Origin of the sequence: Aquabacterium humicola (assembly GCF_030167915.1) — a bacterium.
Taxonomy (GTDB): domain Bacteria; phylum Pseudomonadota; class Gammaproteobacteria; order Burkholderiales; family Burkholderiaceae_C; genus Pseudaquabacterium; species Pseudaquabacterium humicola.
Genome location: NZ_JARGNB010000002.1, coordinates 56,583 through 70,428, shown reverse-complemented (window position 1 = coordinate 70,428; position 13,846 = coordinate 56,583). Strand labels below are relative to the sequence as shown.

The following is a 13,846-nucleotide window of genomic DNA, read 5'->3' as shown; positions in this document are numbered from 1 at the left end:
ACTCGGGCGCTGATGCCGGCGCGCGCAAGCCTCCTTTCGCTGCTGGGTGCCGTCCTGCTCGGCACCGCCTTGTCGTGGCCGGCCGACGCCTGCGCCGGCGACGTCTTCAACCGCCTGCGCGCGCGCGGCCTGCTGCGCGTGTGCATCTGGCCCGAGTACTACGGCATCACCTGGCGCAACCCGCGCACCGGCCAGCTCGCCGGGCTGGACATCGACCTGTCGGCCGAGTTCGCGCGCGAGCTGGGCCTGACGTTGAGCTACGTCGACTCCTCCTTCGCCGCGCTGATCGACAACCTCGTCGGCGAGCGCTGCGACATCGCGATGCACGCGGTCGCGGTGCTGCCGGCGCGCACCGAGAAGCTGGCCTTCACCCGCCCCTACCTGCGCAGCGGCATCGTCGCGATCACCACCCGCAGCCAGCGGGCGGTGAAGACCTGGGACGACATCGACCGGCCGGGCGTCCGGGTCGCGGTGCAGGCCGGCACCTTCATGGAACCGGTGATGGCCAGCCGCCTGAAGGCCGCCCAGCTGGTGGTGATCAAGCCGTCGCAGACGCGCGAGCAGGAGCTCGAGGCCGGCCGCATCGACGTCTTCATGACCGACTACCCCTATGGCCGCCGGCTCGTCGACCTGGCCGACTGGGCCCGCATGCTGGCGCCGGGCGAACCGCTGCACCCGCTGCCTTACGCGTACGCGGTCAAGCCCGGCGACGCCGAATGGCTGCAGGCCGCCGATGGCTTCGTCGAGCGCATCCGTCGCGACGGCCGGCTCGCCGAGCTGGCGCGGCGCCACGGCCTGGCGGCCATCGTCGAGCGCTGAGGTGCCCGCCCGGCCCATGCACGCCGCACCCGCGCCGCCGACCGCCCCCGGCACCCTGCCGCGCTGGCTGCGCAGCCGCTACGTGCCGTGGACGGTCGCGGTGCTGGCGCTGCTGCTGCTCGCGGCGGCCGCGTCCTTCGTCGCCTATCAGCGCCGCGGCTTCGAACGCGCTGCGCTCGAGCGCGCCGAGCTCTACGCCCGGGTGGTCGAGGACCATGCCAACCGCACCTTCGATGCCACCGAGCTGACGCTGCAGGCGCTGGCCCAGGCGATCGACGGCGGCGCGGGGGCCAGCACCGACACGCACGGCGCCGCCGTGCCGGTCGACGTCGCCCGCGTCACCGGCCTGCTGGCCGATGCGCTGCGCGGCCAGCCCTTCCTGCGCAGCCTGAGCCTGGTCGACGCGCAGGGCCGCGTGCTCGCCAGCTCGCAGCCCGAGAACCTCGGCCACACGCTGCCGCTGCGCGACTGGACACCCCCCGGCGGCCACCCGCCGGCCCTGGGGCCGCTGCAGCGCGGGCGCGACTGGTCGTCGCTGCGTGTCACGGGTGCGGCCTCGCCCGGGTTGCTGCCGATGCTGCGGCCGCTGTCGACACCGGGCCGCTGGCTGGTGGCCGCGCTCAACACGGGCTACTTCGAGAACCAGCATGCGCTGATCATCGGCCAGGAGCCCTTCGCCGCGGCGCTGCTGGGCTTCGACGGCCAGCTGATCGCCGCCACCGACCTGATCCATGCCGAGCCCGGCAGCCTGCTCGGGCAGCACCGCGTCTTCCAGGACTTCCTGCCCGCGCGCGAGGCGGGCCGCTTCGAAGGCCCGGGGCTCGACGGCGAACCCGCCTACAGCGCCTTCCGCAGCATGCGCCGGCATCCGATGCTGCTGCTGGTCGAGACGCCGCGGCGCCACGTCGACGAGCAGGTCGCCGAGGCCGCCCGCGTGGCCGCGGCGATCAGCGTCACGATGTTCGGCGTGATCACCGCGCTCGGGCTGCTGGCCTGGCGCAGCCTGCGCGGCCACGAAACCGCGCGCGTCGACCTGGCCCACGCCCGCGGTGCCGCGGCGGCGCAGCATGCCTTCACCGACCGGCTGTTCGAAGTCAGCCCGGTGCCGACCGTGGTGCGCGGCATCGACGGCCGCTACCAGCGCGTCAACCGGGCCTGGTGCGCCTTCACCGGGCTGGTCGCCGACCGCGTGATCGGGCGCCGGCTCGAGGAAGTGGTGCCGGTCGAGCGTGCCGAACGTTACGCGGTGCGCGAGCGCGAGGCCCTGGCCAGCGGCCAGCTGGTCGTCTACGAGGCGGTGGTGCCCGACCGCCACGGCCAGCCGCGCGACGTGATGATCCGCATCGCGCCGTTCACCGACCCGGCCGGCGCGGTGGCCGGCGTGATCACCAGCGTGCTCGATGTCACCGAGTTCCGCGAGGCCGAGCGCCAGGTGCGCGAGGCCAAGGAAGCGGCCGAGCGCGCCAACGACGCGAAGAGCGAGTTCCTCGCCAATATCAGCCACGAGCTGCGCACGCCGCTGCAGACCATCCTCGGCTTCGCCGAGCTCGGGCTGCGGCGCTCCGGGTCGCAGCCAATGCTGCAGCGCATGTTCGAGGACATCGTGCAGGGCGGCAAGCGCATGCTGCACCTGGTGAATACGCTGCTCGACCTGTCGCGGCTCGATTCCACCGTCGGTGCGATCCGCCTGCAACGCATCGACATCGAGCCGGCGCTGCGCGAGGTGGTGCAGGAGCTGGCGCCGATGGCGCGCGAGCGCGGCCTCCGTTTCGCCGTGCCGGCGCCGGTGCACCTGCTGGTCGACGCCGATGCCTTCCGGCTGCAGCAGGTGCTGCGCAACGTGCTGGCGAACGGGCTGCGCTTCGCACCAACCGGCACGGCGATCGAGCTCGACTGGCAGTCGCCGGCCGGCGGGGGTGCGCTGATCCAGGTGCGCGACCGCGGTCCCGGCATCCCGCCGGACGAGCTGGAGACGATCTTCGAGCCCTTCGTGCAGTCGTCGCGCACGAAGGACGGCTCCGGCGGCACCGGCCTCGGGCTGGCGATCTGCCGCAAGGTGCTGGCGGCGCACCGCGGCTCGATCCGGGCCCGCAATGCCGACGGCGGCGGCGCGGTCTTCGAGATCCGCCTGCCACCGCCGGGGCCCGACGTGACGCTCTCCTAACGCGTCAGCCGAGCGGCACCGGCACGAACAGCCGGTCGCCGTTGCGCCAGATCAGCAACGCGACGTTCTTCGGCTTCGCGTCGATCACGCGCTTGATGTCGTCGACCGAGTTCACCGGCTTGCCGTTGATCGCCAGCACCACGTCGCCCTGCTCCAGGCCGGCGCGGGCCGCGGCGCCCTGAGCTCCCTGCACCAGCAGGCCCTGCTCGAGCTGCGACTGCTGGCGCTCCTCGCGTGTCAGCGGCCGCAGCGCCAGGCCGAGCTTCGCGCCGCCTTCGCCGCCCGAGGTCGCCGCGGCGGCCTCGGTCTCGCCGCGCGCGGTGCCCAGCGTGACCTCGATGTCGCGCTCGGCGTTGTCGCGCCAGACCTTCAGCTTCACCTTCTGGCCCGGCGCCGACAGCCCGATGCGGCTCGAGACGCCGCCGGCCTGGATCACCGGGTCGCCGTCGATCTGCAGAATCACGTCGCCCGACTTCAGGCCGGCCGCGGCCGCCGGGCTCTTCGGCTCGACACCGGCGATCAGCGCGCCGTCCGGGCGCTTGAGCCCGAACGATTCGGCCAGCGACTGGTTCAGGTCCTGCACCGACACGCCGAGCTTCGCATGCTGGGCCTTGCCGGTGGCGACGATCTGGTCGCGCACCTTCAGCGCGACGTCGATCGGGATCGCGAAGCTCACGCCCTGGAACCCACCGGTGCGCGAGTAGATCTGCGAGTTGATGCCGACGACGTTGCCCGCCGCATCGAACAGCGGACCGCCCGAGTTGCCCGGGTTCACCGCCGCATCGGTCTGGATGAACGGCACGAAGGCGTCACCCGGCAGCGAGCGGCCCTTGGCGCTGACGATGCCGGAGGTGGCCGTCTGCTCCAGGCCGTAGGGCGCGCCGATCGCCAGCACATGGTCGCCGACCATCAGCGACTTCGGATCGCCCAGGCGCACCGCCGGCAGGCCCTTGGCGGAGATGCGCAGCACCGCGATGTCGGTGCGCGCATCGCTGCCCAGCACCTTGGCCGCGTACTCGCGCCGGTCGGCCAGGCGCACGGTCACTTCCTTCGCGTCGCGCACCACGTGGGCGTTGGTCAGGATCAGGCCGTCGTCGCTGACGATGAAGCCCGAGCCCTGGCCGCGGAAAGGCTGCTGCGCATCGGGCATGCCGCGCCAGCCGGGCAGGCCGCGGAAGAAGCGCTGCAGCGGGTCGGGCACCGCGGAGCCATCGTCGTCGCCCGCACCGGTGCGGCGTGTACCTTCGACGGTCACGCCGACGACGGCGGGCCCGTACTGCTGCACGATGGCGCGGTAGTTGGGTACGACGCCGGGCGGCAGCGGCGCCGCAGGCGCCTGTACGGCCACCGGCGCGGTGACCGCGGGCTTGTCCTTGTTCTTCGACCAGGGCAGCTCGAAGGCGCCGACGCCGCTCGACAGCACGAGGCCGGCGCTCAGCAGGCTGAGGGCCAGGGGCTTCAGGGTGAGGTTCATGGTGTTCGCTCCAGGAGCGCTCCCGGCAGCCGGGACACGGCGGGGAGGTCTGCGGTTGTGATGGCCCGCAGTCTGGGGCGCCCAGGTGAGCGCTTCGTTAGCGCTGGATGAGGCGAGGATTAAGGCCGCTGCTCAGTGGAACTGCAGCAGTTCGCCCTGCGCCGACAGCGCGAGCAGGCCGTCGACCGCACCGGCGCGCACGCGGCCGACCAGGTCGCGCAGCGCCGCGTCGACCATCGGCCCCGCCGGCGGCTGGCCGTCGTGGCCGGAAAGGCCGGCGGCGAACAGCACCTGCCACGGCGGCCCGGCCTCGCGCGACTCCTCGACCAGCGCGTCGAAGGTGCTCAGTTCGTCGAGCGTCTTCTCGACGCACATCAGCGGGGTCAGGTGGCCGCCGGCGCCCTGCTGGAAGCGTGCACGCTGTGCCGGCGTGGCATCGGGCGGCAGCTCGGCGGCGGCGAAGACGAACAGCAGCGTCTGCGGCTCGGGCTGGGCCGCGGCGGCTGCCAGCAGCTGGTCGAAGGGCGGGGAAGCAGTCATGAGCGCCATGCTCGCAGCCCCCCTGTCCGGTCGCCTTGCGCATCGTCAATTGCGGGTCCTGAGATGCGGATCGCCGGCGGGCCGCGCTGAATGTTCCGGCCAATGCGATTCAGCCAATCGGCCATCGTGCATGCCGCGGGCGCTTCCTTAGACTGCCCGCATGACCGCCACCGCCTCCTCCGCACCGCTGGCCGGCGTGCGTGTACTCGACCTGACCCGCCTGCTGCCCGGCCCGATGTGCACGCTGCACCTGGCCGACCTGGGTGCCGACGTGATCAAGGTGGAGGACACCGGCGCCGGCGACTACGCCGCGCCCGCGCTGCGCACGCTGGTGCAGCGGAACAAGCGCGCGCTGCGCGTCGACCTGAAACAGCCCGAGGGCGTCGCCGTGCTGAAGGAGCTTGCGTGCAGCGCCGACGTGCTGGTCGAGAGCTTCCGTCCCGGGGTGATGGAGCGGCTCGGCGTCGGCTACGCGACGCTGTCGGCGCTGAATCCGAAGCTGGTCTTCTGCAGCATCACCGGCTTCGGCCAGGACGGCCCCCACCGCGACGAGCCCGGCCACGACCTGAACTACTGCGCGCTCGCCGGCGTGACTGACCAGATCGGCCGCGCGGGCGAGCCGCCGGCGCTGTCGAACGTGCCGGTGGGCGACCTGATGGGCGGCTCGCTGACCGCGGCGATGGGCCTGCTCGCGGCACTGTTCGATGCGCAGCGCAGCGGCCGCGGCCGGCACGTCGACATCGCGATCGCCGACAGCATGCTGGCGCATGCGGTGGTGCCGATGATCAGCGTCCTGAAGCACGGCCATGTGCAGCCGGCCGGCACCGACAAGCTCGGCGGCGCGCTGGCCTGCTACGGCGTCTACGCCACCCGCGACGGCCGCCATGTCGCGCTGGGTGCGCTCGAACGCAAGTTCTGGGACCGCTTCTGCGAGGTGCTGGGCCGCGAGGACCTGAAGCCGCGGCACCTGGGCGCCGATGCCGATGCCACGGCCGCGCTGCGCGCCGAGCTGACCGAGATCTTCGCGTCGCAGCCGCTCGCGCACTGGCAGCAGCGCTTCCACGACACCGGCTGCTGCGTGACGCCAGTGCTGCGCCTGGAGGAAGCGCTGGATCACCCGCAGTTCCGCGCCCGCGGCATGCTGGTGGAGCCGGCCGACGGTGGCCCGCGCCAGCTCGCCTGCCCGGTGAAGATGACGGGTTACGCCTTCGCGGTGCACCGCCCCGCGCCGGCCCCCGGCGAACACAGCGAGGAGCTGCTCGCCGAGCTGGGTTATGGCCCGGCGCAACGCACCGCGCTGCGCGCGCGCGGTGCGATCGCCTGAGGCGGTCAGGCCACCCGCTCCGGGCTTCCTAGAATCGCCGGCAGTGGCGACGACTCCGGGCTTCACCCACCACACCATCGCGATCCAGCAGGTCGAGCAGATCCTGCTCGGCGCGCGCGAGCGCGGCGCGGACATCGGCGCGCTGCTGCGGCACGCCGACATCTCGCCGGCGCTGCTGGACGCGCCGCTGTCCCGCGTGACCTTGAAGCAGTACGCCGCGCTGATCTTCACGCTGCGCCACGCGATGCGCGACGAGCTGTGGGGCCTGTGCCCGCGCCCGCTGCCGCTGGGCAGCTTCGCGCTCGGCTGCCGGCTGCTGGTCGATGCACGCACACTCGGCGAAGCGCTGCAGACCGGCCTGCGCTACTACCGCCTGCTGCTCGCCGACTTCGTGCCCCGGCTGCAGCTGCAGGGCGGGACCGCGCGCCTGTGCCTCGTCTCGCGCAGCGTGCCGAGCCCGGCGCAGGCCTATGCCGAGCGCGCGTTCTCGTTCTTCGCCTACGGCCTGGCCTGCTGGCTGGTCGCGCGGCGCGTGCCGCTGACCGGCGTCGACTACCCCGCCACCGCGCTCGGGCACAGCAACGATGCGGGCATGCTGTTCCAGGCCCCGGTGCATTACGACCAGCCCTGCACCGGCTGGCGTTTCGACACCCGCTGGCTGGCGCTGCCCGTGGTGCAGAACGCGCAGAGCCTGGTCGAGTTCCTGCAGCAGGCCCCCGCCAGCCTGCTGGTGAAGTACCGCGACTCCAGCAGCATCACCGAGCGCATCCGCCGCATCCTGCGACGCCACCTGGCCGACGAGGAACTGCCCTCGCTGGAGCAGATCGGCCGCCAGCTGGCGATGACGCCGCAGACGCTGCGCCGCCGCCTGCATGACGAAGGCCAGGGCTTCCGCGCGATCAAGGACGACCTGCGCCGCGACGCGGCCATCGAGTACCTCGCGCGGCCCGAGCTGACCCTGCCCGAGATCGCCGCGCAGCTCGGGTTCTCCGAGGCCAGCACCTTCCACCGCGCGTTCAAGCACTGGACCGGCGTCGCGCCGGGGGAATACCGGCAGACGCGGCTGCGCGAGCGCTGAAGCGCGAAGAAGCCGAGACCGAAGGGAAGCCCGGCCGCCGCCGGGCCGCCCCAAGGCGGCCGGGCACCCGCTTGGCGGGTGGCCTCGTGTACTCGCGAGGCCGGGTGCTCCAGCTTGTCACTTTCTGCCAATGACGCGAGCGTCGCGGCCATTGGAAGCAGGCCTGTCGGCTCCCACACTGGTCCACCCCACAGACCAGCGACGGAGACAACCCCATGAGCCCGCACCGTTCCCTCACGCGCCGCACCGTCGTCGGTGCGCTCTCGGCCCTCGCCCTGACCGCCGTCTTCGCGCAACCCGCCGCGCCGGCCTACCCGCGCCAGCCGATCAAGCTGGTCGTGCCCTACCCGCCCGGCGGCGCCACCGACACGCTGGCGCGGCTGGTGGGCACCAAGCTGCAGGAGGCCTGGGGCCAGACGGTGATCGTCGAGAACAAACCCGGCGCCTCCGGCACGCTGGGCAACGACATGGTGGCCAAGGCCCCGCCCGACGGCCACACGGTGCTGATGGCGATCACCGCGATCGTGCAGGTGCCCGCGCTGATGCCCAACCTGCCCTACGACGTGGCGAGGGACCTGCAGCCGCTGGCGATGGTGGCCAGCACCAACTCGCTGCTCGTCGTGCCGCGCAATGCGAGCGTCAGTACGCTGAAGGAATTCGTCGAGCAGGTGAAGGCCAATCCGGCCAAGTACAACTACGGCTCGTACGGCGTCGGCACCTCGTCGCACATCCAGGGCTCGCTGCTGAACCTGCAGGCGAAGCTCGACCTCGTGCACGTGCCGTACAAGGGCGCCGCGCCGCTGCTGCAGGACCTGCGCGGCGGCCAGCTGTCGTCGGCCTTCATCGACATGGCCACCGCGCGGCCGCAGCTCGAGACGATGAAGCCGCTGGCCGTCACCGGCCCGAAGCGCAACCCGCTGCTGCCCAACGTGCCCACCTTCGCCGAGCTCGGCTACCACTCGTTCGAGCCGCTGGGCTGGTTCGCGCTGTTCATGCCCAGCGGCGTGCCGGCACCGATCGCGAAGAAGTTCGCCGACGAGGCGCAGCGCATCCTGCGGCTGCCCGACGTGGTCCAGCGCATCGAGCAGCTGGGCATGACGCCGGGCCACCTGACGACGGCCGAATTCGCGAAGGTGGTGCGCGACGACGCGGCGATCTACGCCCGCATCATCCGCGACACCAACATCCGGCTCGAGTGAGGTCCCGTCGCCACGCGCCGCCCGCGGCGGTGCATGGTCGCTTCGGCCAATGCACTTGAACGCGGCGGCCATTGGTAGGCCAACGGCCGAAGCGCAAGCTCCGGTCATCGCACTGAAAACCGCAAGGACCCTCCGCATGAATCGCAAAGTTGTCGTCGCCGGCGTCGGCATGATCCCGTTCACCAAGCCCGGCAAGAGCGACCCGTACCTCGTGATGGGCGAGCGGGCCGCGAAGCTGGCGCTGGAAGACGCCGGCGTGCCCTACGACCGGGTCCAGCAGGCCTACGTCAGCTACGTCTACGGCGACTCCACCGCCGGCCAGGCCGCGATCTACCGCGTCGGCCTGACGGGCATCCCGGTCTTCAACCTGAACAACAACTGCTCCAGCGGCTCCAGCGCGCTGTTCCTCGCGCGCCAGGCCGTCGAGAGCGGTGCGGTCGAATGCGCGATCGCGCTCGGCTTCGAGCAGATGGTGCCGGGGGCCTTGAAGGGGGCCTGGGACGACCGCCCGTCGCCGATGGCGCGCTTCGCCGACACGATGAGCGAGCTGCAGGGCTACAGCGACACCGCGCCGCGCGCCGCGCAGTTCTTCGGCGGCGCCGGCCGCGACTACATGAAGGAACACGGCATCCGCGCCGACACCTTCGCGCGCATCTCGGTGAAGGCGCGCCAGCATGCCGCGCGCAATCCGCTGGCGGTGTTCCGCGAGACCGTCACGCTGGACGAGGTGATGGCCGCGCCCACCGTCTTCGAGCCGCTGACGCGCCTGCAGTGCTGCCCGCCGACCTGCGGCGCCGCCGCCGCCATCCTGTGCTCGGAGGACTTCGCGCGCCGCCACGGCATCGGCACCCAGGTGATGATCGCCGCGCAGGCGATGACCACCGACACGCCGAGCACCTTCGAGCAGCGCGACATGCGCCAGCTGGTCGGCTACGACATGAGCAAGGCCGCCGCCGCGCAGGTCTACGCCGCTGCCGGCATCGGCCCGGACGACATCGACGTCGTCGAGCTGCACGACTGCTTCACCGCCAACGAGCTGATCACCTACGAAGCGCTGGGGCTGACGCCGGAAGGCACGGCGGAGAAGTTCATCGTCGACGGCGACAACACCTACGGCGGGCGCGTGGTCACCAACCCGTCCGGCGGCCTGCTGTCCAAGGGCCACCCGCTGGGCGCCACCGGCCTCGCGCAATGCGCCGAGCTGACCTGGCAGCTGCGGGGCCGGGCCGAGCAGCGCCAGGTGGAAGGCGCGCGGCTGGCACTGCAGCACAACCTGGGCCTGGGCGGCGCCTGCGTGGTGACGCTCTACCAGGCGATGTGAGCGTCGACCGGAGCAAACGATGATTGACCGCCGCCACATCGGCCACACGATGCCCGCCTTCACCGTGCCGGTCGAGGCCGGCCGGCTGCGCTTCTTCGCCAAGGCCACCGGCCAGGCCGACCCGGTCTACGGCGACCCCGCCGCCGCGCGCGACGCCGGCCACCGCGACCTGCCGGTCCCGCCCACGTTCCTGTTCTGCCTCGAGATGGACGGCCCGAACCCGGGCGCGATCCGCGAGCTGCTGGGCCTGGACTACCGCCGCCTGCTGCACGGCGAGCAGCAGTTCACGTACCACGCCCCGGCCTGCGCCGGCGACGTGCTGCGCTTCGAGCAGCGCATCGAGGACATCTACGACAAGAAGAACGGCGCGCTGGAGTTCGTCGTGCGCAGCACGCGCGTGAGCAACCAGCACGGTGCGCTGGTCGCCGAGCTGCGATCCGTCACCGTGCAACGCAACGGCTGACCCCATGACTGGAACCACGATGACCCTGCCGAGCTACGAATCGCTGCAGGTCGGCGACAGCCTGCCTGCATTCACCACCGAGCCGATCTCGCGCCTGGCGCTGGCGCTGTACTGCGGCGCCTCGGGCGACCACAACCCGATCCATGTCGACCTCGACTTCGCGCGCTCGGCCGGACAGCCCGACGTGTTCGCGCACGGCATGTTGTCGATGGCCCATCTCGGCCGGCTGCTGACGAACTGGGTGCCCCAGCAGGCGCTGCGCCAGTACGGCGTGCGCTTCGTATCGATCACGCCGGTGGGCGCGCGCATCACCTGCCGCGGCACGGTGGTCGAGAAGTTCGAGGCCGACGGCGAGCGCCGCATGCGGCTGGCGTTGTCCACCGTCGATCAGGACGGCCAGGTCAAGTTGAGCGGCGACGCGGTGATCGCCCTGCCGTGATGCACCAGGAGTGAACAAGATGCCGATCACCGCCCCGCCGCGCGCCTGGATGGACCCCGAGCTGGAGCTGCTGCGCGACACCGCGCGGCGCTTCTTCGAGACCGAGTGCGCGCCGAACCACGAGGCCTGGGCGTCACAGAAGCATGTCGACCGCCGCATCTGGAAGCGCGCCGGTGATCTCGGCCTGCTCTGCGCCGGCATTCCCGAGCAGTACGGCGGGGGCGGCGGCCACTTCCTGCATGAAGCGGTCATCTGCGAAGAACAGCAGCGCGCGCTGGTCAACAGCTTCAGCATCAACGTGCACTCGGGCATCGTCGCGCACTACCTGCTGGCCTATGCCAGCGAAGCGCAGAAGCAGCGCTGGCTGCCGGCGATGGCCAGCGGCGAGATGATCGCCGCCATCGCGATGACCGAGCCCGGCGCCGGCACCGACCTGCAGCGCATCCGGACCACCGCGGTGCGCGACGGCGATCACTACGTGGTCAACGGCACCAAGACCTTCATCACCAACGGCTTCCACGCCGACCTGGTGATCGTCGCGGTGAAGACCGATGCGCAGGCGCAGGCGAAAGGCGTCTCGCTGCTGGTGGTCGAGACGCGCGACCTGCCGGGCTTCCGCCGCGGCCGCCTGCTCGACAAGATCGGCCAGCGTGCGCAGGACACGGTGGAGCTGTTCTTCGACGACGTGCGCGTGCCGGTGGACAACCTGCTCGGCGGCGAAGAAGGCCGCGGCTTCTCGCAGCTGATGCAGCAGCTGCCGCGCGAGCGGCTGCTGATCGCCGTCGGCGCCGCCGCGACGATGCAGCGCGCCGTCGACGACACGCTGGCCTACGTGCAGCAGCGCAAGGTCTTCGGCGAGCCCTTGATGGCGATGCAGAACACGCGCTTCAAGCTCGCCGAATGCCAGACCGCCTCGACCATCGCGCGCAGCTTCGTCGACGACTGCATCGCGCGGCTGCAACGCGGCGAGCTCGACGTGCCGACCGCGGCGATGGCCAAGTGGTGGATCACCCAGCAGCTGTGCCAGGTGGTCGACGACTGCCTGCAGATGCACGGCGGTTATGGCTACATGAACGAGTACCCGATCGCCCGCATGTACGCCGACGCGCGCGTGGGCCGCATCTACGGCGGCGCCAACGAGGTGATGAAGGAAGTCATCGCGCGCGCGATGGACCGCTGAACCCGGCTCGGCGCCCCTGCCCTTCCGCTGCGCGAAACCCCCGCTTCGCGAAATGCAGATAGGCACCGGCCACCCCGCCGCCTAGCATCGATCGACACCGTGACCGACCGCACGCCGACCTTCCCGTCCGAGATGACCACGCCGCACGCCCCGCCCGCCGCCGCCCGCAGCGCCCCGTGGTTCGGCGCGTGGCCGAAGCACCTGCCGCGCACGCTCGAGCTGCCCGAGGTCACGCTGATCGACCATCTCGACGCCGCCGCCGCGCGGCATCCGGACAAGCCGGCGCTGATCTTCTTCGACCGCCACTTCAGCTTCGCCGACGTGAAGGCCCAGGTGGAGGCGCTCGCCGGCCACCTGCAGCAGCGCGCCGGCGTGCAGCCCGGCGACCGCGTGCTGCTGATGAGCCAGAACTGCCCGCAGTTCACCATCGCCTTCCACGCCGTCGTGCGCTGCGGCGCGGTGGTGGTGCCGGTCAACGCGATGAGCACCGCCACCGAGCTCGACCACTACATCGCCGACAGCGGCGCCGCGGTCGCGCTGGTCGCCCAGGAACTGCTGCGCACGGTGCAGCCCGCGATGGCCGACGGCCGGCTGCGGCATGCCGTCGTGCACACCTATGCCGACGCACTCGGCCGCAGCACCGACCTGAACGTGCCCGACGGGGTGCGGGCACCGCGCGAGCCGCTGGACGATCCGCGCCTGGTGCACTGGCAGCAGGCGATCGGCGCGGGCCTCGCTGCCGGCGCGGTGAACGCGTCGCCCGACGACCTGTGCCTGCTGCCCTACACCTCCGGCACCACCGGCCGGCCCAAGGGCTGCATGCACACGCACCGCACGCTGCTCGCGTCCACGCTGGCGGCCATCGCCTGGCGCGGCTTGCACCGCGCCTCGGTGGTGATGGGGGTCGCGCCGCTGTTCCATCTGCTGGGCATGCAGAACGCGATGCTGATGCCGATGGCGCTGGGCGCCACGGTCGTGCTGCAGCCGCGCTGGGACGCGGCCAACACCGCGCGGCTGATCGAGCGCTACCGCGTCAGCGCCTGGGCCGCGCCGCCGGCGATGCTGGTCGACTTCTTCGCCCACCCCGAAGCGCAGCGCCGCGACCTGACGAGCCTGGCGGTGCTCAATGGCGGCGGCGCCGCGATGCCCGATGCGGTGTCGGCGATGCTGAAGGAGCGTTTCGGACTCACGTACATCGAAGGTTATGGCCTGACCGAGACCGCATCCTTCCTGCACTGCAACCCGCTGGGCCGCGGCAAGCGCCAGTGCCTGGGCATCCCGGCCTTCGGCGTCGATTCGCGCATCGTCGATCCCGAGACGCTGGCCGAGCTGCCGGCGGGCGAGGTCGGCGAGCTGGTGACCAGCGCGCCGCAGGTGATGCAGGGCTACTGGCATGACGACGCAGCCAATGCCGCGAGTTTCTTCGAACGCGACGGCCAGCGCTTCTTCCGCACCGGCGACCTCGCGAGCATGGACGGCGAAGGCTACTTCTTCATGCGCGACCGCCTCAAGCGCATGATCAACGTCAGCGGCTACAAGGTCTGGCCGGCCGAGGTCGAGAGCCTGCTGTACCGCCACCCGGCCGTGCACGAGGCCTGCGTCGTCGCGGTGCCGGATGCGCGCCAGGGCGAATCGGTGAAAGCGGTGGTGGTGCTGAAGCCGGGCCACGCCTTGAGCGAGGCCGAGCTGATGGCCTGGTGCCGCGAGCAGATGGCCGTCTACAAGGCGCCGCGCACGGTGGAATTCCGCGCCGCGCTGCCCAAGTCCGGCACGGGCAAGGTGGCCTGGCGCGAGCTCCAGGCCGAGCAGGCCGCGGCCGCTTCCTGAACCCCACACCACCCAACA

General features: G+C 71.8%; 12 protein-coding genes. 10 read left to right on the top strand and 2 right to left on the bottom strand.

The features are described from left to right. The first annotated feature begins 12 nt into the window (after positions 1 to 12). Together P1K89_RS10570 and P1K89_RS10565 are read left to right on the top strand one after the other, a co-directional pair. Entirely contained in the window at positions 13 to 819 is an 807-nt protein-coding gene (locus tag P1K89_RS10570; protein WP_284616413.1) for an ABC transporter substrate-binding protein, read from the top strand. A gap of 16 nt (positions 820 to 835) precedes the next feature. After that, entirely contained in the window at positions 836 to 2,983 is a 2,148-nt protein-coding gene (locus P1K89_RS10565) for a sensor histidine kinase (protein ID WP_284616412.1), read from the top strand. A gap of 4 nt (positions 2,984 to 2,987) precedes the next feature. Here P1K89_RS10565 and P1K89_RS10560 read toward each other — a convergent pair whose 3' ends face one another. After that, positions 2,988 to 4,457 carry a Do family serine endopeptidase gene (locus P1K89_RS10560; RefSeq protein ID WP_284616411.1) on the bottom strand — a complete coding sequence of 490 codons (1,470 nt, stop codon included), beginning with the start codon at positions 4,455 to 4,457 and terminating at the stop codon, positions 2,988 to 2,990. A gap of 132 nt (positions 4,458 to 4,589) precedes the next feature. Further along, entirely contained in the window at positions 4,590 to 4,997 is a 408-nt protein-coding gene (locus P1K89_RS10555) for a ribonucleotide reductase subunit alpha (RefSeq protein ID WP_284616410.1), read from the bottom strand. A gap of 160 nt (positions 4,998 to 5,157) precedes the next feature. Between P1K89_RS10555 and P1K89_RS10550 the strand changes: the two genes are divergently transcribed. The 8 genes from P1K89_RS10550 to P1K89_RS10515 all read left to right on the top strand — a co-directional run bounded on the left by P1K89_RS10550 (position 5,158) and on the right by P1K89_RS10515 (position 13,828). Continuing rightward, on the top strand, positions 5,158 to 6,321 hold the full coding sequence (locus P1K89_RS10550) for a CaiB/BaiF CoA transferase family protein (RefSeq protein WP_284616409.1): 1,164 nt from the start codon (positions 5,158 to 5,160) through the stop codon (positions 6,319 to 6,321). 43 nt (positions 6,322 to 6,364) lie between these two features. Beyond that, positions 6,365 to 7,399, top strand: a complete 1,035-nt coding sequence (locus tag P1K89_RS10545; protein ID WP_284616408.1) for an AraC family transcriptional regulator — start codon at positions 6,365 to 6,367, stop codon at positions 7,397 to 7,399. A 215-nt stretch (positions 7,400 to 7,614) separates the two neighbouring features. Next, positions 7,615 to 8,598: a Bug family tripartite tricarboxylate transporter substrate binding protein gene (locus P1K89_RS10540; RefSeq protein WP_284616407.1), complete on the top strand. Its 984-nt coding sequence runs from the start codon at positions 7,615 to 7,617 to the stop codon at positions 8,596 to 8,598. Positions 8,599 to 8,734: 136 nt separating this feature from the next. Then, positions 8,735 to 9,919, top strand: coding sequence for a lipid-transfer protein (locus tag P1K89_RS10535; RefSeq protein ID WP_284616406.1), 1,185 nt, complete (start codon positions 8,735 to 8,737; stop codon positions 9,917 to 9,919). Between the two features lie 19 nt (positions 9,920 to 9,938). Further along, positions 9,939 to 10,382, top strand: coding sequence for a MaoC family dehydratase N-terminal domain-containing protein (locus P1K89_RS10530; protein WP_284616405.1), 444 nt, complete (start codon positions 9,939 to 9,941; stop codon positions 10,380 to 10,382). A gap of 19 nt (positions 10,383 to 10,401) precedes the next feature. After that, positions 10,402 to 10,821, top strand: a complete 420-nt coding sequence (locus P1K89_RS10525; protein WP_284616404.1) for a MaoC family dehydratase — start codon at positions 10,402 to 10,404, stop codon at positions 10,819 to 10,821. A gap of 19 nt (positions 10,822 to 10,840) precedes the next feature. Beyond that, entirely contained in the window at positions 10,841 to 12,001 is a 1,161-nt protein-coding gene (locus P1K89_RS10520; protein ID WP_284616403.1) for an acyl-CoA dehydrogenase family protein, read from the top strand. A gap of 132 nt (positions 12,002 to 12,133) precedes the next feature. Then, the gene (locus P1K89_RS10515; protein ID WP_284617475.1) at positions 12,134 to 13,828 is read left to right on the top strand and encodes a long-chain-fatty-acid--CoA ligase; all 1,695 of its coding nucleotides are present in this window, start codon (positions 12,134 to 12,136) and stop codon (positions 13,826 to 13,828) included. Positions 13,829 to 13,846 lie beyond the last annotated feature (18 nt).

What these genes read in the sequence shown, in the direction of transcription:
- P1K89_RS10570 (WP_284616413.1), top strand. Translation starts at nt 13, where the DNA reads ATGCCGGCGCGCGCAAGCCTCCTTTCGCTGCTGGGTGCCGTCCTGCTC.
- P1K89_RS10520 (WP_284616403.1), top strand. Translation starts at nt 10,841, where the DNA reads ATGCCGATCACCGCCCCGCCGCGCGCCTGGATGGACCCCGAGCTGGAG.
- P1K89_RS10515 (WP_284617475.1), top strand. Translation starts at nt 12,134, where the DNA reads ATGACCACGCCGCACGCCCCGCCCGCCGCCGCCCGCAGCGCCCCGTGG.
- P1K89_RS10550 (WP_284616409.1), top strand. Translation starts at nt 5,158, where the DNA reads ATGACCGCCACCGCCTCCTCCGCACCGCTGGCCGGCGTGCGTGTACTC.
- P1K89_RS10530 (WP_284616405.1), top strand. Translation starts at nt 9,939, where the DNA reads ATGATTGACCGCCGCCACATCGGCCACACGATGCCCGCCTTCACCGTG.
- P1K89_RS10525 (WP_284616404.1), top strand. Translation starts at nt 10,402, where the DNA reads ATGACCCTGCCGAGCTACGAATCGCTGCAGGTCGGCGACAGCCTGCCT.
- P1K89_RS10535 (WP_284616406.1), top strand. Translation starts at nt 8,735, where the DNA reads ATGAATCGCAAAGTTGTCGTCGCCGGCGTCGGCATGATCCCGTTCACC.
- P1K89_RS10555 (WP_284616410.1), bottom strand. Translation starts at nt 4,997, where the DNA reads ATGACTGCTTCCCCGCCCTTCGACCAGCTGCTGGCAGCCGCCGCGGCC.
- P1K89_RS10560 (WP_284616411.1), bottom strand. Translation starts at nt 4,457, where the DNA reads ATGAACCTCACCCTGAAGCCCCTGGCCCTCAGCCTGCTGAGCGCCGGC.
- P1K89_RS10540 (WP_284616407.1), top strand. Translation starts at nt 7,615, where the DNA reads ATGAGCCCGCACCGTTCCCTCACGCGCCGCACCGTCGTCGGTGCGCTC.
- P1K89_RS10565 (WP_284616412.1), top strand. Translation starts at nt 836, where the DNA reads ATGCACGCCGCACCCGCGCCGCCGACCGCCCCCGGCACCCTGCCGCGC.